The organism is Vibrio sp. M250220, from assembly GCF_036533795.1.
Classification (GTDB): Bacteria; Pseudomonadota; Gammaproteobacteria; order Enterobacterales; family Vibrionaceae; genus Vibrio.
The window spans coordinates 16,867-32,080 of record NZ_JATABI010000047.1 but is presented as its reverse complement, the minus strand read 5'-3'; the positions used below and the strand labels follow the sequence as shown (position 1 = coordinate 32,080).

Annotated in this window: 13 protein-coding genes and 1 pseudogene; 12 read left to right on the top strand and 2 right to left on the bottom strand. The window is 44.6% G+C overall.

Annotated elements, in window-relative coordinates:
• Positions 1–86, top strand: a pseudogene (locus QTN94_RS15660) (IS200/IS605 family transposase); the annotation flags it as partial.
• A 69-nt stretch (positions 87–155) separates the two neighbouring features.
• Here QTN94_RS15660 and aqpZ read toward each other — a convergent pair.
• Both aqpZ and QTN94_RS15650 read right to left on the bottom strand, forming a co-directional pair.
• Positions 156–848, bottom strand: coding sequence for an aquaporin Z (gene aqpZ / locus QTN94_RS15655; RefSeq protein ID WP_331428196.1), 693 nt, complete (start codon positions 846–848; stop codon positions 156–158).
• A gap of 210 nt (positions 849–1,058) precedes the next feature.
• The gene (locus tag QTN94_RS15650; protein ID WP_331416366.1) at positions 1,059–1,307 is read right to left on the bottom strand and encodes a YkgJ family cysteine cluster protein; all 249 of its coding nucleotides are present in this window, start codon (positions 1,305–1,307) and stop codon (positions 1,059–1,061) included.
• A gap of 712 nt (positions 1,308–2,019) precedes the next feature.
• On the opposite strand from QTN94_RS15650, the gene QTN94_RS15645 reads away from it, so the two are divergent.
• From QTN94_RS15645 to tssH, 11 genes are all read left to right on the top strand, one after another.
• On the top strand, positions 2,020–3,027 hold the full coding sequence (locus QTN94_RS15645) for a sel1 repeat family protein (protein ID WP_331428195.1): 1,008 nt from the start codon (positions 2,020–2,022) through the stop codon (positions 3,025–3,027).
• Positions 3,028–3,273: 246 nt separating this feature from the next.
• A complete protein-coding gene (gene tssB, locus QTN94_RS15640) occupies positions 3,274–3,771 on the top strand; it encodes a type VI secretion system contractile sheath small subunit (protein WP_138971014.1) in 498 nt (165 codons plus the stop codon).
• A gap of 49 nt (positions 3,772–3,820) precedes the next feature.
• A complete protein-coding gene (tssC, locus tag QTN94_RS15635; protein ID WP_331428198.1) occupies positions 3,821–5,296 on the top strand; it encodes a type VI secretion system contractile sheath large subunit in 1,476 nt (491 codons plus the stop codon).
• A gap of 5 nt (positions 5,297–5,301) precedes the next feature.
• Positions 5,302–5,739, top strand: a complete 438-nt coding sequence (gene tssE, locus QTN94_RS15630) for a type VI secretion system baseplate subunit TssE (RefSeq protein WP_331428194.1) — start codon at positions 5,302–5,304, stop codon at positions 5,737–5,739.
• A 5-nt stretch (positions 5,740–5,744) separates the two neighbouring features.
• The gene (gene tssF / locus QTN94_RS15625) at positions 5,745–7,514 is read left to right on the top strand and encodes a type VI secretion system baseplate subunit TssF (protein ID WP_331428193.1); all 1,770 of its coding nucleotides are present in this window, start codon (positions 5,745–5,747) and stop codon (positions 7,512–7,514) included.
• Positions 7,478–8,494: a type VI secretion system baseplate subunit TssG gene (gene tssG, locus QTN94_RS15620; RefSeq protein ID WP_331428192.1), complete on the top strand. Its 1,017-nt coding sequence runs from the start codon at positions 7,478–7,480 to the stop codon at positions 8,492–8,494. The genes tssF and tssG overlap by 37 nt, the downstream gene beginning before the upstream one ends.
• A 2-nt stretch (positions 8,495–8,496) precedes the next feature.
• Positions 8,497–9,981, top strand: a complete 1,485-nt coding sequence (gene tagH, locus QTN94_RS15615; RefSeq protein WP_331428191.1) for a type VI secretion system-associated FHA domain protein TagH — start codon at positions 8,497–8,499, stop codon at positions 9,979–9,981.
• 2 nt (positions 9,982–9,983) lie between these two features.
• Positions 9,984–10,463 (top strand): type VI secretion system lipoprotein TssJ, encoded by a 480-nt coding sequence (gene tssJ, locus QTN94_RS15610; RefSeq protein ID WP_331416361.1) that lies wholly within the window; start codon positions 9,984–9,986, stop codon positions 10,461–10,463.
• A 5-nt stretch (positions 10,464–10,468) separates the two neighbouring features.
• Positions 10,469–11,803, top strand: a complete 1,335-nt coding sequence (tssK, locus tag QTN94_RS15605; protein ID WP_331428190.1) for a type VI secretion system baseplate subunit TssK — start codon at positions 10,469–10,471, stop codon at positions 11,801–11,803.
• 3 nt (positions 11,804–11,806) lie between these two features.
• Positions 11,807–12,580 carry a type IVB secretion system protein IcmH/DotU gene (gene icmH, locus QTN94_RS15600; protein WP_331428189.1) on the top strand — a complete coding sequence of 258 codons (774 nt, stop codon included), beginning with the start codon at positions 11,807–11,809 and terminating at the stop codon, positions 12,578–12,580.
• 20 nt (positions 12,581–12,600) lie between these two features.
• Positions 12,601–15,213, top strand: a complete 2,613-nt coding sequence (tssH, locus tag QTN94_RS15595) for a type VI secretion system ATPase TssH (RefSeq protein WP_443088798.1) — start codon at positions 12,601–12,603, stop codon at positions 15,211–15,213.
• Position 15,214 lies beyond the last annotated feature (1 nt).

Sequence of the window (15,214 nt, the reverse complement as noted above, 5' to 3'; positions counted from 1 at the left end):
GAATCAATGAAGAAATCATACGCCGATATGTAAGACATCAAGAGAAGCAAGAGCGAGTAGAGCAGCACCAGTTGGCGTTGGATTAAACAAAGGCCCCCTTTTAGGGGGCTCACACAAAGCCACCTTCTTTAGAAGGTGGTAATTTACAACGTCTGTTACTCTTGAGAACCTACAAACGAACGGTAGGCGAAAGCGCCAAGAGCGGCACCGACGATAGGTGCTAACCAGAACAACCAAAGCTGAGAGGTAGCCCAATCACCGACGAAAACAGCAACAGCTGTACTACGAGCAGGGTTTACTGATGTGTTAGTAACAGGGATGCTGATCAAATGAATCAGTGTCAAACCCAATCCGATCGCAATCGGAGCGAAACCTTGAGGAGCACGTTTGTCTGTCGCTCCCATGATGATAATGAGGAACATCATCGTCATCACGACTTCGGTGAGCAGTGCAGCCGTCAATGAGTATTGACCTGGAGAATGTTCGCCGTAGCCATTTGCCGCAAAACCTGACGCCGCGACGTCAAAACCGGACTGGCCTGCCGCAATAAAGTAAAGAACCGTTGCTGCGATAAGTCCGCCAATCACTTGAGCCACGATGTATGGAAGAACATTTCGACCTTCAAATCGACCACCTGCCCACAAGCCGATAGTCACCGCTGGATTTAAGTGACAGCCAGAAATATGGCCGATAGCGAATGCCATGGTTAATACAGTTAAACCAAACGCAAGAGATACGCCAAGTAGTCCGATGCCAACATCAGGGAAGCCTGCTGCCAAGACTGCGCTGCCACAGCCGCCAAGCACTAGCCAAAAAGTGCCAAAAGATTCTGCAAAGTATTTATTCATTAGGTTATTCCTAAAGTTTGATTGGAAACACATATAGAACATAGGCAACAAATGTCATGATTGTGTGAGCCAAACAGCGAACGAAAGGAATAGTTTTATGATTCTAAAAACTGAAACGAAAATTTGTAGGAAAGTGAGATAAACACTCACTATTTGGACTAACGAGAAGGTGCGATTGACGATTTCAAATTGATATTCTAGAGACTCGATCTATGTTAATGCTTCGAGTTCAGTAATATGGCTTATCGCTTCGGCGTTAGTCGAACCACAAACTACCGGGCAAGGCTTAAAGTCGTGACAAACCTTAGGACGTTCTTTTTGACCAAATAACCGACATAGATTGTCGTCATTGAGTTGAATGCAGCGAACCCCCGCGGGCTTACCATTTGGCATGCCTGGTATTGGCGACGAAATACTCGGAGCGATACAACATGCCCCACAACCTAAGCGACATTCCATAAGTGATTAGTCTTAACGTAATTTGGCAGCATGTTAGCAAGAAATGTGATTTTCATCACTAATATATTTGAAAATAGTGTCAACTTGATAAGCAAAATCTATCGCATAGGGAGAATTTTTTAGTGAATTGGATGATGTTAATGGAATAAATGCTCTAGAAAATGCGCCAACCTGAGTGGATTTTCGTGGCTCATGACTATTTATTCTTTCATAATTTATTTGCTGGTTTTGTTGAATTAAAATCACCATGATGCAAGTTAAATTTGAACCAATGCATCGGGTGAAAAGGATTTTAATAATAGTAATGTTAATAATTATATTGTATTCATCATGCCATTCATTTGGAGCTATATACTGTATAAATAAAATAATGCTATTTTATTAGCCACTTTATTGTTAATGATATAAATGGCGAGCAAGAAATTGCTTGATCTACGGGCTGTCATTTGCATAAAATTAGCGAATGATTAATTTGGTATTTATTTTGATATTTGATGCTCAGATATTTCCTAATATCACGTAAGTTTATTCTTAGTTATTTTTTTGAAATATTATGATTAAGTAGAGTTATTTTCGGCCTCTAGAAACCGTGGGTGATGGAATGTAACTCATGCCTTAAATAGCAGGTTCTGGTACGGTAAAATATTATAATAACCTGCGGCGAGAGTAGGGAAACTGATCGGTTATGATGTCGAGTCACAGGGTGGTAGTCGTGCCAAAGTTCACCAAACTGCTGTCCATTATTCTAGCCACTGTTACGTATAGTTTCAGTGCGTTGGCCATTGAAAATTATGATGTCGAGAAAATGTCGGCGGCAGAGGCTTATGAGTATGGCAAGCTGCTTCGAGCGCAGTTTCGCAACACAGAAGCGAGAGCTTATCTCAAGTATTCAGCAGATAATGATCATCCTGATGGCGCCTATGCGTACGCGATGGAGATGATGGGTTTCCAAGACAGTGTAAGAGCTACGGGCTATGCAAGAGACTACTTGATAAAAGCTGCGCAAGCCGGGAGCAAACCCGCTCTTAAGTACCTGTATCGTTATGGGGACTGGTTAAGCGTTGCAAAGCGCGACAAATATAAGACTCAGTACTATAACAGCCTGATTGAGATGGGGGCTAAGTCACCGGGTCTCGCATATTTATATTTATCAGACTATTTTCACGCTTCAGACGCCGACCTATCTGAGTATTACTTAGATAAGGCTATGGCGTTCGAAATACCTAACGCTTACATGACTAGTGCGCAAAGGCTGGAGGATGGGGAAGGTGATTACTTCTTCGCAAGTGAACGATTCGAAAAGTCGCGCAGCCTATACTTAAACGCAGCGACTGCGGGGTATATTCCTGCGATCAAGCGGTATGTAGCTATCTTGGAGTCTAATGGCAAGTTTCAGGAAGCTCTTGAGTGGAGAGAGGCTGGTCTGACGCAAGGAGACATTACCTCTTTAGTTACGCTAGGCAATATCTATAGTGGCAACAGTCTCCGATACAGCTTTGTCACGACCGATTTGGTAAAGGCAAAGGCATACTATGAACTCTATTTAGAAAATGCCGGACAAGACAGATTCAGTAGTATATATCGGCAGGTTGAGGCTAATTATCAACAAACCTTAGATCGAATCACAGACGTTCAAATTCCTCACTCCGAAGCATTTAAAAATGAACTGTCTGAAATCAACTATTTTTACCACTATGACTATCTTTGGAATACTTATTAATAAATTATCTATCGCAGACGGTGTTCGGTAATTTAGTGTGCGATGGGTGTTTGATGGATTGTGATCTTAATATGAGAGATAGCGAACACTCAATTAGTGAACGGTTAAATTAGCTGCTTATAAACTTGTAGTCTTTATCTGGCAGGAAGTTATTCAGCTTGACGTTCTTTGTGGACAATCTGAAGATTACTTTATTGTCAATATAAATACCATTCCCTTTAAATTTAATATCGGAGAACTTTGATTATGTCTAAGGAAGGAAGCGTAGCTCCTAAAGAGCGGATTAATATTAAATATATTCCGGCTACAGGAGACGCTCAAGCTGAAGTTGAACTTCCACTCAAAACATTGGTTGTTGGGGACTTTAAGGGTCACACCGAAGATACCCCTGTTGAAGAGCGCAGTACCGTTTCAGTGGATAAGAACAATTTTGAATCTGTGATGCGTGAAAGTGAGTTGCGTCTCACTACTTCAGTGAAAAGCAAGCTTACTGAAGATGAAAATGCAGAGCTGCCTATTGAATTGAATTTTAAATCATTGGCTGATTTTGCACCGGACTCCATTGCTGGTCAGGTTCCTGAACTTAAGAAGCTTATCGAACTTCGTGAAGCATTGGTTGCGTTAAAAGGTCCACTAGGCAACATTCCAGCTTTCCGAGATCGCTTACAAGAGTTACTGCATTCACAAGACTCGCGTGACAAGCTTCTCGAAGAGCTAAACCTTGTCAGTGAAGACGCTAAATAGAACAAAATACTGACCAATAACATTCGTCAATTAATGGATTAGGAAAAACCTGATGTCTACAGAAACGGTACTTGAAAGACCCCAGCTGGCTGAAGGCGGCTTACTGGATGAAATCATGGCGCAGACTAAGATCGCGCCAACTGAAGATGGCTACGATATTGCCAAAAAAGGCGTTGCGGCGTTCATCGAAAACTTAATTGGTTCTGAACAAGCGGAAGAAGCGGTCAATAAGTCTCTTGTTGATCAAATGCTGGTTGAGTTAGATAAAAAAATTAGCGCACAGATGGATGAAATCTTGCACGACAGCCAGTTTCAACAAATGGAGTCTGCTTGGCGTGGTCTGAAACTGCTCGTCGATCGCACTGATTTTGGTGAAAACAACAAGATTGACCTGCTGCATGTGACCAAAGAAGAGTTACTTGAAGATTTTGAGTTTGCACCAGAAACGACACAATCAGGTCTATACAAGCATGTCTATTCTTCAGGCTATGGTCAATTTGGTGGAGAACCAACGGGCGCAATTTTGGGTAACTTTACTTTTACGCCTTCTACACCGGATATGAAGCTGCTTCAATATATGGGTGCACTTGGTGCTATGGCTCATGCTCCATTTATTTCAAGTGTCGGTCCTGAGTTCTTTGGTATCGACTCGTTTGAAGAGCTTCCAAACATTAAAGACGTTAAATCGATCTTTGAGAGCCCCAAATACACCAAATGGCGCTCACTACGTGAGTCTGAAGATGCACGTTACCTCGGTCTAACTGCCCCTCGTTTCCTTCTGCGTGTTCCTTATGAGCCAGCAGAAAATCCAATCAAATCATTTAACTACACAGAAAGTGTTACAGAATCTCATGAGCACTACTTGTGGGGTAATACGGCTTTCGCCTTTGCAACACGTCTTACAGACAGCTTCGCTAAATACCGTTGGTGTCCAAACATTATTGGTCCGAAAAGTGGTGGTGCCGTTGAAGATTTGCCAGTACACCTATTTGAGTCTATGGGTGCGTTGCAAGCGAAGATTCCAACGGAAGTATTAATTACTGACCGCAAAGAATTTGAGTTAGCTGAAGAAGGCTTCATTGCACTGACGATGCGTAAAGGTAGCGACAACGCTGCGTTCTTTTCTGCAAACTCTATTCAGAAGCCAAAAGTCTTTCCCAATACTAAGGAAGGAAAAGAAGCGGAAACCAACTATAAACTGGGTACTCAGTTACCTTACATGATGATCGTCAACCGGTTAGCCCACTACATTAAGGTTTTACAGCGTGAGCAAATTGGTTCATGGAAAGAGCGTCAAGATTTAGAGCGTGAGCTAAATACGTGGCTTAAGCAGTACGTTGCTGATCAGGAGAACCCGCCGGCAGACGTACGCAGTCGTCGCCCACTTCGCGCCGCGAAGATTGAAGTTGCTGACGTAGAGGGTAATCCAGGTTGGTACCAGGTTTCTCTGTCTGTCCGTCCTCACTTTAAATACATGGGTGCGAACTTCGAACTGTCCTTGGTTGGTCGTTTAGATCAGGCGTAATAAATATGGCGTACTTTGCACCGGAAGAAAGTACGTTTGGTGTTGGCTTCTTCGAACGTTTAGAAGCCAACTCTACTAACGTCTCTTTAACTCAAGGACCTGATGCCAGCGATGTGCTCCAGTCAATCAAGCTGAATGTTTCGAGAATTTTAAACACACGTGTTGGTGGTGCTCAAAGCTCACGAGAGTTAGGTCTCATCGACTTCAATGATGCGACGCTAGATACGCTTGATTTGTCTCTTAAAATCACCCTCGCTATTCAGGATTGTCTGAATAACTTTGAGCCTAGGCTACATAAGGTCGAAGTTGTGCCTGAAACCGATAGCTACAGTCCCCTGTCGTTGAAATTCATAATTACAGCGGAAATCAACAGTGAAGCAATACATGATCGCGTTCAGTTCAGTTTGCTGCTCGACCAAAACAGAAAATATCGAGTGATTTAGGGATTATGACTCAAGATAAGTACTTCAGAGAGGAACTGGCTTTTTTAAAGGAGCAAGGGCGAGAATTTACGGAAATTCACCCTCAGCTTTCTCGTTTTCTCCATGGCAGAACCATGGATCCGGACGTTGAACGTCTACTGGAAGGCTTCGCTTTTCTGACCGCGAGACTGAGACAAAAAGTGGAAGATGAGTTCCCTGAACTGACTCACTCAATGATTAACATGTTGTGGCCTAATTATCTAAGGCCGATCCCTAGCATGTGTATATTGGCCTTTACTCCAAAGACGGGTATCAGCGAGCAACACGTTATCGCTAAGGGGACCAAAGTCGACAGTAAGCCGGTACTTGGCACGAAATGCCAATTTCAAACTTGTCGCGAAGTGAAGCTTTATCCATTGGGCTGTCATGATGTCAAAGCCCAGCACACCAGAGAAGCCTCTACGATTGATATTGAATTAAAACTCATTGGCGATGTTAACGTTGGTCATTCGCTGCTGGATAGTCTCCGCTTTTACTTAGGTGGAGATCAGTACAGCTCACAAATGCTTTACCTTTGGTTAAATCACTACCTTGATAAAATCAGCATCGATGTTGCCGGCACGGAGTTTCCTCTAGCAAAAGAGCATTTCAAACCCGTAGGTTTTGATAGTGAGGATGCGTTGCTGCCGTATCCGACCAATGTGTATGAAGGCTATCGAATCCTACAAGAATACTTGTCCTTTTCTGAGGCGTTCCATTTCTTTGATCTATCTGGTCTCGATAAGGCGATCCCTAAAAATGTGACAGGACAGTTCACGCTTAAGCTGCATTTCTCCAAAACGCTTCCTGTCGACGTAAGGATCACAAAAGAGAATTTTCAGCTGTATTGCACACCCATCATTAATCTGTTTCAACACGATGCAGACCCTATCTCGCTGACTGGTCGTCAGTCGGAGTATAGAGTGGTGCCGTCAAGCCGTAAGCCATCCCACTATGAAATATTTAACATAGAAAGTGTTTCGGGATGGCAAGACACCACATCTCAAGGAAAAAGAGTTCGCGGAACTGAGCGTATTTATTCATCGTTTGAAAGTTTTCAGCATGAAGTTGAAAGGGTAAGAAATCGAACGGCTCTCTATTACCGGTTACGTGTCAAAGAGAGTATTCGCGCTGATGGTTTTGAATCCTTTATCTCATTTGTCCGAAGCGATGAAACGACATCGTTTGATGTTGATGAAGCGGTCTCAATTAAGCTCAACTGTACCAACAGACTGCTACCACTCGAGTTAGGTGTGGGGGATATCTGTAAGATGACGGATACCTCACCACCGTTTGCTACCTTCACCAATATTTCTGTGCCTTCGCAATCACTACGCCCCGTTTTAGATGGCAGCTTGCTATGGACACTCATCTCTAACTTGTCACTGAATTATTTATCGTTGCTGTCAAAAGATGCCCTTAGCAGTGTACTTAGAGCCTACGATTTCAAAGCTTTGGTTGATAGGCAGGCAGAGATGGTATCGAGACAGAGGTTAGATGCGATTCACAAGATAGAGTCTAAACCAGTAGATAAGATTCTAAGAGGGTTACCGGTTCGTGGTCTTCAATCGACGCTGCATATGGATCAATCAGGCTTTGGTTCAGAAGGTGACTTGTTCCTATTTGGGACAGTGTTGAGCCATTTCTTTGCCCTGTACGCGAGCATTAACTCATTCCATGAATTACACGTGGTCAATATCACTAATCAAGAGAGGTACACATGGGGTACTCAGGCAGGGATGCAGCCACTGATTTAGTGGAACGAGTAGAGCTGCCTGAAATGGTAGCAATGCCAAATGATGTCCACGAATACAATTTCTATCAGCTTGTTGAGTTGTTACAAAAACTGAATGAGATGAATCCAGAAGAGGATATCTGGGAGCGGCAGTGCAAATTAGTGTTTAGTGCCAACCCAAGCCTAGGCTTCTCTCCGTCGGATGTGAATCGATTGGATCTATTCAACGACGAGAGAATGGTCATGATGACCAATTTCTTTGGGCTGTCAGGCGCGCAGTCACCGCTTCCCGGGTACGTGGTTGAGCAGTTATTAAATGAAGAGCCTGGTGGAGCCAAGCTGCCGTTTGTGGATTTTTTTAATAACCGCCTGATCAATTTGGTTTATCGAATCTGGAGAAAATATCGCTACTTTGTGCGCTTTCAGCCAGATGCGCAAGATGACTTCTCAGCGCAATTGCTGTCATTGGTCGGTCTAGGATCGCCTGACCTACGAGGGGATACCCCAATCAATTGGTGCAAGATGTTGGCTTATTCGGGAACTCTCGCCGGACGTAGTCGCTCGCCTCAAGTGGTGTCGGGAATCATCGCTCACTGCTTTGATCTCGAAGAGGTCGAAATTAGGCAGTGGACGCGACGCACAGTAAGAATTGATCCCTCGCAGCAAACTCGCGTGGGGAGCGCCAACTCTCAACTTGGGGTGTCATCAATGGTTGGGGAGTCAGTGGTCGATTGTAACGGCAAATTTACTATTTGTATCAGCCAGTTATCGAGAAAAAAATTCTCCGACTTTTTACCTTCAGGTCAAGAGTTCGGACCTCTGTGTAAATTGGTCGAGCTCATTTTGCGTGAGCAGATGGCTTATGACCTAGAGTTGACGATGGACGATAACGAAGCTCCGGACTTTGTGTTAGGTGGATCTGCGGACATAGCGCTTGGTTGGACTTCATTTCTTGGAACCAACGAAAAAGACAAAAGCGTACTCATTCAGGTAAGGCAGTAACGATGGAAACGACTGAAAAACTCAATTTAAACCTTTTGATTATCAGTGCTCAGAAGTTGGAGTCGGGCTTATCTGTGCGAATGGATTGGGATGCAAACGGAGGCGTAATAGGTTCGTCATCGGATTCCAAATGGGTGCTTAAAGACACGAATGGTCATATTTATCCGCACCATTGTGAAATCGTAGTGCACGATGGCGCGTTCTGCCTCAAAGATCTATGTGGCGACACTTATATCAATGGTACAGAAATGCCGATTGGTAAAGATTTGCTGGCGAAACTGGTTCACAAAGATCAAATTCAAATCGGCCCCTACCAAGTGCGAGTTGCCTTAGGTGATCTAGAAGCAGACAACACCACGGGTTCTTTAGCAAGTATGTTCGAAACGACGAACGATGATCTGCTTTCTGATGAAGTGCCCGATGGCGACTACGATGAGCAAAAGAAGCAAGTTGAAAACTCAGACCCAATCGCCGCTTTGGATAAGCTGATTTCGCCCAACAAAGAAGAGTCTTTGATTGATGGAGAATTGGCGGACGTTAATGCGGAAATTAACACACAAGGACTGGTTCCTGAAAACGACCTCACGTTAAGGGATCCTAACTTCACCGTGCAAGCTGACAGCGACAACGAAATTTCATCTTCGATGTCACTGAAAAGAATTCTTAGCTTTGGGTTTGGCGGCCAAAAGCAGTCTAAGCGTCAAAGTGCGAAAGCAGAACAACCCACATTAAAATCAGACCGAGCGGTGCAGCTTGAGTCTCAACAAATAGCAGCTAACAACGTTTCAGAGGACTTTCAAATGGATGAGCAAACACTAGATTTGCTAGAGGAAGAAGTAGCAAAAAGTATTCAGTCGGAGCCGGCAGCCGTTAAAAACCTTGCCAATACGGGAGGGCACTTATTAACAGGGCCAATGCTTAATGGGCTAGGTGTGAACGTCAACCATACCGATGACATTGAACGTATGCATATGCTGTCCCAAGAGATGGGGGAATCATTACAAGCGTGTATACAGGGCATTTTGGATCTTCACCAACATGTGAGTGAAGGACGTTTTGGTACCTTAAATAGAAACCTTCAACCGATTGAAGATAACCCACTACGTCTTGGTTTGTCATATGAAGAAACCATTAAGACTCTGTACGACTCTGAGAAAAGTGCCGTGCACCTTTCGGCTCCTGCAGCGATTGAAGAGAGCTTAAAGAATGTTCAAGCCCACAACGAAGCGATGCAGCATGCGACGGGAGAAGCGTTAACGCAAGTTCTGAACGCGTTTTCACCACAAGTGCTGTTGCGCCGATTCCAAAACTATAAACGTCCCCACCAAGATATTGGCCAAAATAACGATGCTTGGGCTTGGAACATGTACTGCAACTACTACCGAGAGCTCGCCTCACATCGCCAACAAGGTTTCGAAAAACTGTTCTGGGAAATTTTTGAGCAGGCGTACGACAAGAAAATCCGTGAGAAACAGCTGGAGTTCTAAAGGTGAGATATTTGCTATGGATATGCGCTTTCTCGATGTTTCTCATTGGCTGTAGCAGTGAACCTCAGCCTTATGATCCGACTGAGTTGCCGACCAAGGTCACCTTTAGCATTGTCGCGCGAGAGGAAGTTAACCCAAGTATTTTGGGGCAAGCTTCTCCAGTGGAGATCCAAGTATTTGAGCTGGTGGATGACTCGATGTTTATGTCCTCTAGTTACGACCAGATGGAAGAAGACTACGAGAAAGCGTTGAAAAGTAACTTTGTTAAAAGTTACGACTACGTTTTGTTACCCGGTCAGTTCAAGTTCGTCAACGCCATTGAGGTCGATGAAGAGACGAACTACATCGGGATTATGGCGAAATTTTCTGACATCGAACTGAGCGAATGGAAGAAGGCCGTCAAAGTAATCAATAAAGGCAGAGAGTATCACTTACTGATGCTTCTTAGTGACTACGACGTTAAGTTGGAAAAGGTGGAATAGATAAGATGTTTTCACGAAATCGTGTTATTTGGAATGAAGGTTTGTTTATCAAACCACAGCATTTCCAGCAACAACAACGCTATACGGAATATTGCATCGATGAACGTTTGAGTTCGGTAAGTCGTTATCTGTATGGTGTATCTGAGTTTTCGCTCAATCCAGAATATTTATCGTTTGGTCGTATCGCTATCGAGCGAGCAGTTGGCATCATGCCTGATGGAACGGTTTTTCGTATTCCGCAAGAAGATACCTTGCCTGATGCATTGGATATTGATGATGCGTCACTCGCAAACCAGTTGGTTTATTTAGCGATTCCTCTTCGCAGTGAGTCACTGATGGAAATTAACTGGCCAGATGCTCAAGGTACTGGACGTTACGAAAGCCGTCGGCTTGAGGTTCGCGATGTCCATACTTTGCAGGGGGACATGACAACGATTGACGTTTCCCCGATGCGTGTCCAACTGATGTTGGAGAAGGAGGATAGAAGTGCTTATGCATCGATGGTGGTGGGGCGCATATTGGAGAAGCGACCTGATGGCAGTGTCGTGATGGATCCTGATTTCTTCCCTTGTCATGTTAATGTGGCTGGAAACTTGGTATTGCACCGTTTTGTGAATGAGATATCAGGTTTAATGCGTGAGCGAGCTAAGAACATTGCACAACGTATTAGCTCTCCATCTCAAGGTGGTGTGGCGGATGTGTCTGACTTTATGCTTTTACAAGCGTTAAACCGATTACAACCTCAGATCCAACACCTCGCTGACCTGGGAAGCCTCCATCCTGAACGTCTGTTTGAGTGCTTGTCTACGATTGCCGGAGAGTTGGCGACCTTTACCGACGAAAGTCGCTTGCCACCTAAAACGGAGAGTTACAACCACGATATGCCAACGGAGTCGTTCTGGCCGCTTATTCGCAATTTGCGTCAGTCACTCAGCGTTGTTCTAGAGCCTAGAGCAGTCTCGATTCAACTAGACAAACGTAAGTACGGCTTAATGGTTGCGGCGATTCAGGATCCTCAGTTGATGGATACGGCTGACTTTATCATTGCTGTTAAAGCTCGTATGCCTATGGATGAATTGCGTCGTCAATTTACGCAACAAACGAAAGTGTCGTCGGTTGAGAAAATACGTGAGCTTATTTCACTTCAACTGCCGGGCATCCCATTGGTGGTCTTGCCCGTCGCTCCTCGACAACTGCCGTACCACGCAGGTTATACCTATTACCAACTTGATAAAACCAGCACTGAATGGGGAATGCTAGCGCATTCTAGTGGTTTCGCTTTTCATGTGGCCGCTGCTTTTGAAGAACTTGATCTCCAGTTCTGGGCGATTAGGAGTTAATCTATGGATAACAATAAGAAACAGGGTGAATTCAGCGGCTTACTCTACGACGGTGTAGAAAAAATCAACCATGACCAAGATTATTGGTTTCAGCTTAGGGGGAGTGTCTCTAACCCTCTGATTGATGCGGCGACGCCACTTCTCGGTTTATCACTGCGAGTTCGACAGCTGTCTGAATGCAACAATATTAAAGCGATTTACGCTCAAACCATCGAGGAAATTAAGACCATCGAAATCGAGCTAACGGAGCAAGGTTATGAGCATGCAGTGTTAATGGCTTATCGCTATATCTTGTGCACTTTCCTCGATGAAGCTGTGATGGGGACGGCGTGGGGTGCTTCGACTGTTTGGGCTGAACATTCCATGTTGTCACGCTTTCACAATGAAACCTGGGGTGGAGAGAAAGTATTTACCATTCTTAAGCGACTTGAAACTGAGCCTCAACAATACAAGCCCTTGCTTGAATTTATCTACCAGTGTTTGGTTTTAGGTTTTGAAGGTAAGTACCGTGTTATTGAGTCCGGTCAGTTGGAACGGGAAAAAGTCATCTCACAGTTACACAAGTTGATCAATCAAGATCATGAGGTGGACATCTCTCACCTAACCAGTGCGACAGAGCACGTCGTGCGTTCCAAATACAAGCTCAGTAAGCAAATCCCATTGTGGTCGGTGTTTACCGGTTTCATATTGCTTTGGGGAGGAACCTTCCTTGTCTATAGCTACCTGTTACACGTCAAAACCAGTGACGTAATCGAACAATTAAAACAAATCTTATAACTAGAATAATTAAAGGCTAGGTGATTGCCGTGATACGCATTGAACTACCAACACTCATCTCGAAACTAAATCAACAGAACAAGCTCGCCCTTGAACAGGCTGCAACTGTTTGTATGGAGCGCCAGCACAGTGAGATTACGTTTGAACACTATCTTGAGGTTCTTTTAGACAATCCACTTTCGGATATTCGAGTCATTTTAAAACAGTCTGACTTAGCCCTAGATGATGTTAAACAGGCGATATCCAGTAGCTTTGTACGGGGTCAGTATTTAGATGGCTACCCTGCGTTTTCTCCGTTACTTGTCGAGCTCGTTCAAGAAGCTTGGTTGCTCTCCACCACGGTTCTGAATCAAACAGAACTGCGCTCTGGCGCGATTTTACTCGCAGCGCTCACTCGTGCAGACCGTTATATGGATCAGAAACTCGTTCGTTTGTTGGACGTGATCAATCGTGAAAACTTGAAAAAGCACTTTGATGTTATCTTGTCTGATTCTTCAGAGACACAAGTCGCAGAACAGCCGAAAGCGCTTACTACGCAAAACTCCGATACATCTCTGCTGACCAAGTACTGCACTAACGTAACAGAACAAGCGCGTCAGAACGAACTCGACCCAGTGTTATGTCGAGAAAGTGAAATCAATTTGATGATTGATATTCTTTGCCGTCGCCGTAAAAACAACCCGATTGTGGTCGGTGATGCAGGTGTTGGTAAGAGTGCCATGATTGAAGGTTTAGCGCTTCGTGTTGTCGCGGGCTCCGTTCCGTTGCCGCTTCAAGGTGTCGAACTCTACTCTTTAGACCTAGGATTGCTCCAAGCGGGGGCATCTGTGAAAGGAGAATTTGAGAAGCGTCTAAAAGGCGTCATTGAAGCGATTAAGCACTCGCCAAAACCGATCATCTTGTTTATTGATGAAGCTCATAATCTCATTGGAGCGGGTAACCAAGAAGGAAGTGGGGATGCGGCGAATTTGCTCAAGCCAGCTCTCGCTCGTGGTGAACTGTCAACGATTGCTGCAACCACATGGAAAGAATACAAAAAGTACTTTGAGAAAGATCCAGCGCTTACACGTCGCTTCCAACTCGTTAAGTTAGATGAACCTAGCGTTGAACAAGCGGTCGATATCCTGCGAGGATTGAACTCCGTCTATGAGCAAACTCATAATGTGCTGATCACAGATGATGCACTGAAGGCGGCGGCTGAGCTTTCGGCACGCTACATCTCTGGTAGACAACTGCCGGATAAAGCGATTGATGTTCTTGATACTGCTTGTGCACGTATTGCCATCAACCTTACCGCCCCACCAAAGCGTTTAGCATTTATCGAAACCGCTTGCCATCAGCGCCAACTTGAAATTGATATGCTTGAACGCGCTCAGTTATTAGGCAAAGAGGTTAATCAGCAAAGGCTTGATGAACTTAAGGCAGAAGAGGTTGCAAACGAGCAAGAGCACAATCGCTTAACTGAGCAATGGCAACAGCAAAAGCTATTAGTTGAAACGATCATTGAACTTAGAGCTTCTCTAACGCAAGGCAATGACGAAGCCCCTATTAGTGATGAGCAACGCCGCGAAACTCTAGCGCAAATTCGCGTTAAGTATGAAGAGTTAGAGTCCATTCCTCATGATCACCGTTTGATTTATGCCCAAGTTGACGCTCAACAAGTAGCAGAAGTCGTGGCGGACTGGACCGGTGTTCCGGTTGACCAGATGAACAGCGACGAACTGCACAAGATCACTCATCTAACCACGATACTTGGTCAAGCGATTAAAGGTCAGGATGTTGCGATCAAACGCATCCACAAACATCTTCTCACTGCGCGCGCTGATTTACGCCGGCCGGGGCGTCCGAAAGGGGCTTTCTTACTTGTTGGGCCAAGTGGTGTAGGTAAAACCGAGACAGTGGTTCAGCTTGCTGAAAGCTTGTATGGCGGCAAACAGTTCTTGACGACGATTAACATGTCTGAATATCAAGAAAAGCATACAGTCTCGCGTTTAATCGGCTCACCCCCAGGCTATGTGGGTTACGGAGAGGGTGGTGTGCTGACGGAATCCATTCGTAAGATGCCATACTCTGTTGTGTTACTTGATGAAGTTGAAAAAGCGCACCCTGAAGTACTTAACCTTTTTTATCAGGCGTTTGATAAAGGGGAGCTCGCAGACGGTGAAGGGCGCTTAATTGATTGCCAAAACATCGTATTTTTCCTGACATCGAATTTGGGCTTCCAAACGATAGTTGACCATGCTGAGAGACTAGATCAACTTGATGATGCCCTCTATCCTGAGTTAGCCGCATTCTTTAAACCTGCCTTACTTGCACGTATGGAAGTGATTCCTTACATGCCACTTACCCCAGAAGTGCTGGAGCAAATTGTTCGCAGTAAGTTAGTTCGTTTAGAAAACCTGTTTAGTGAACGTTATGACGCTGAAGTGGTGATCGAGGACTCATTGATTGATGAGATTTTGTCGAGAGCAACACGCTCTGAAAATGGCGCGCGTATGCTAGAAGCCATTATTGAAGGTCAATTGCTTCCGCCAATCTCTCTCGCACTACTGAACAAGCTCTCCGCACAGAAACCCGTGAAACGAATCTATCTAGCGGCTCAAGATGGTGAGTTTATTGGTGAGGTAGAGTAGC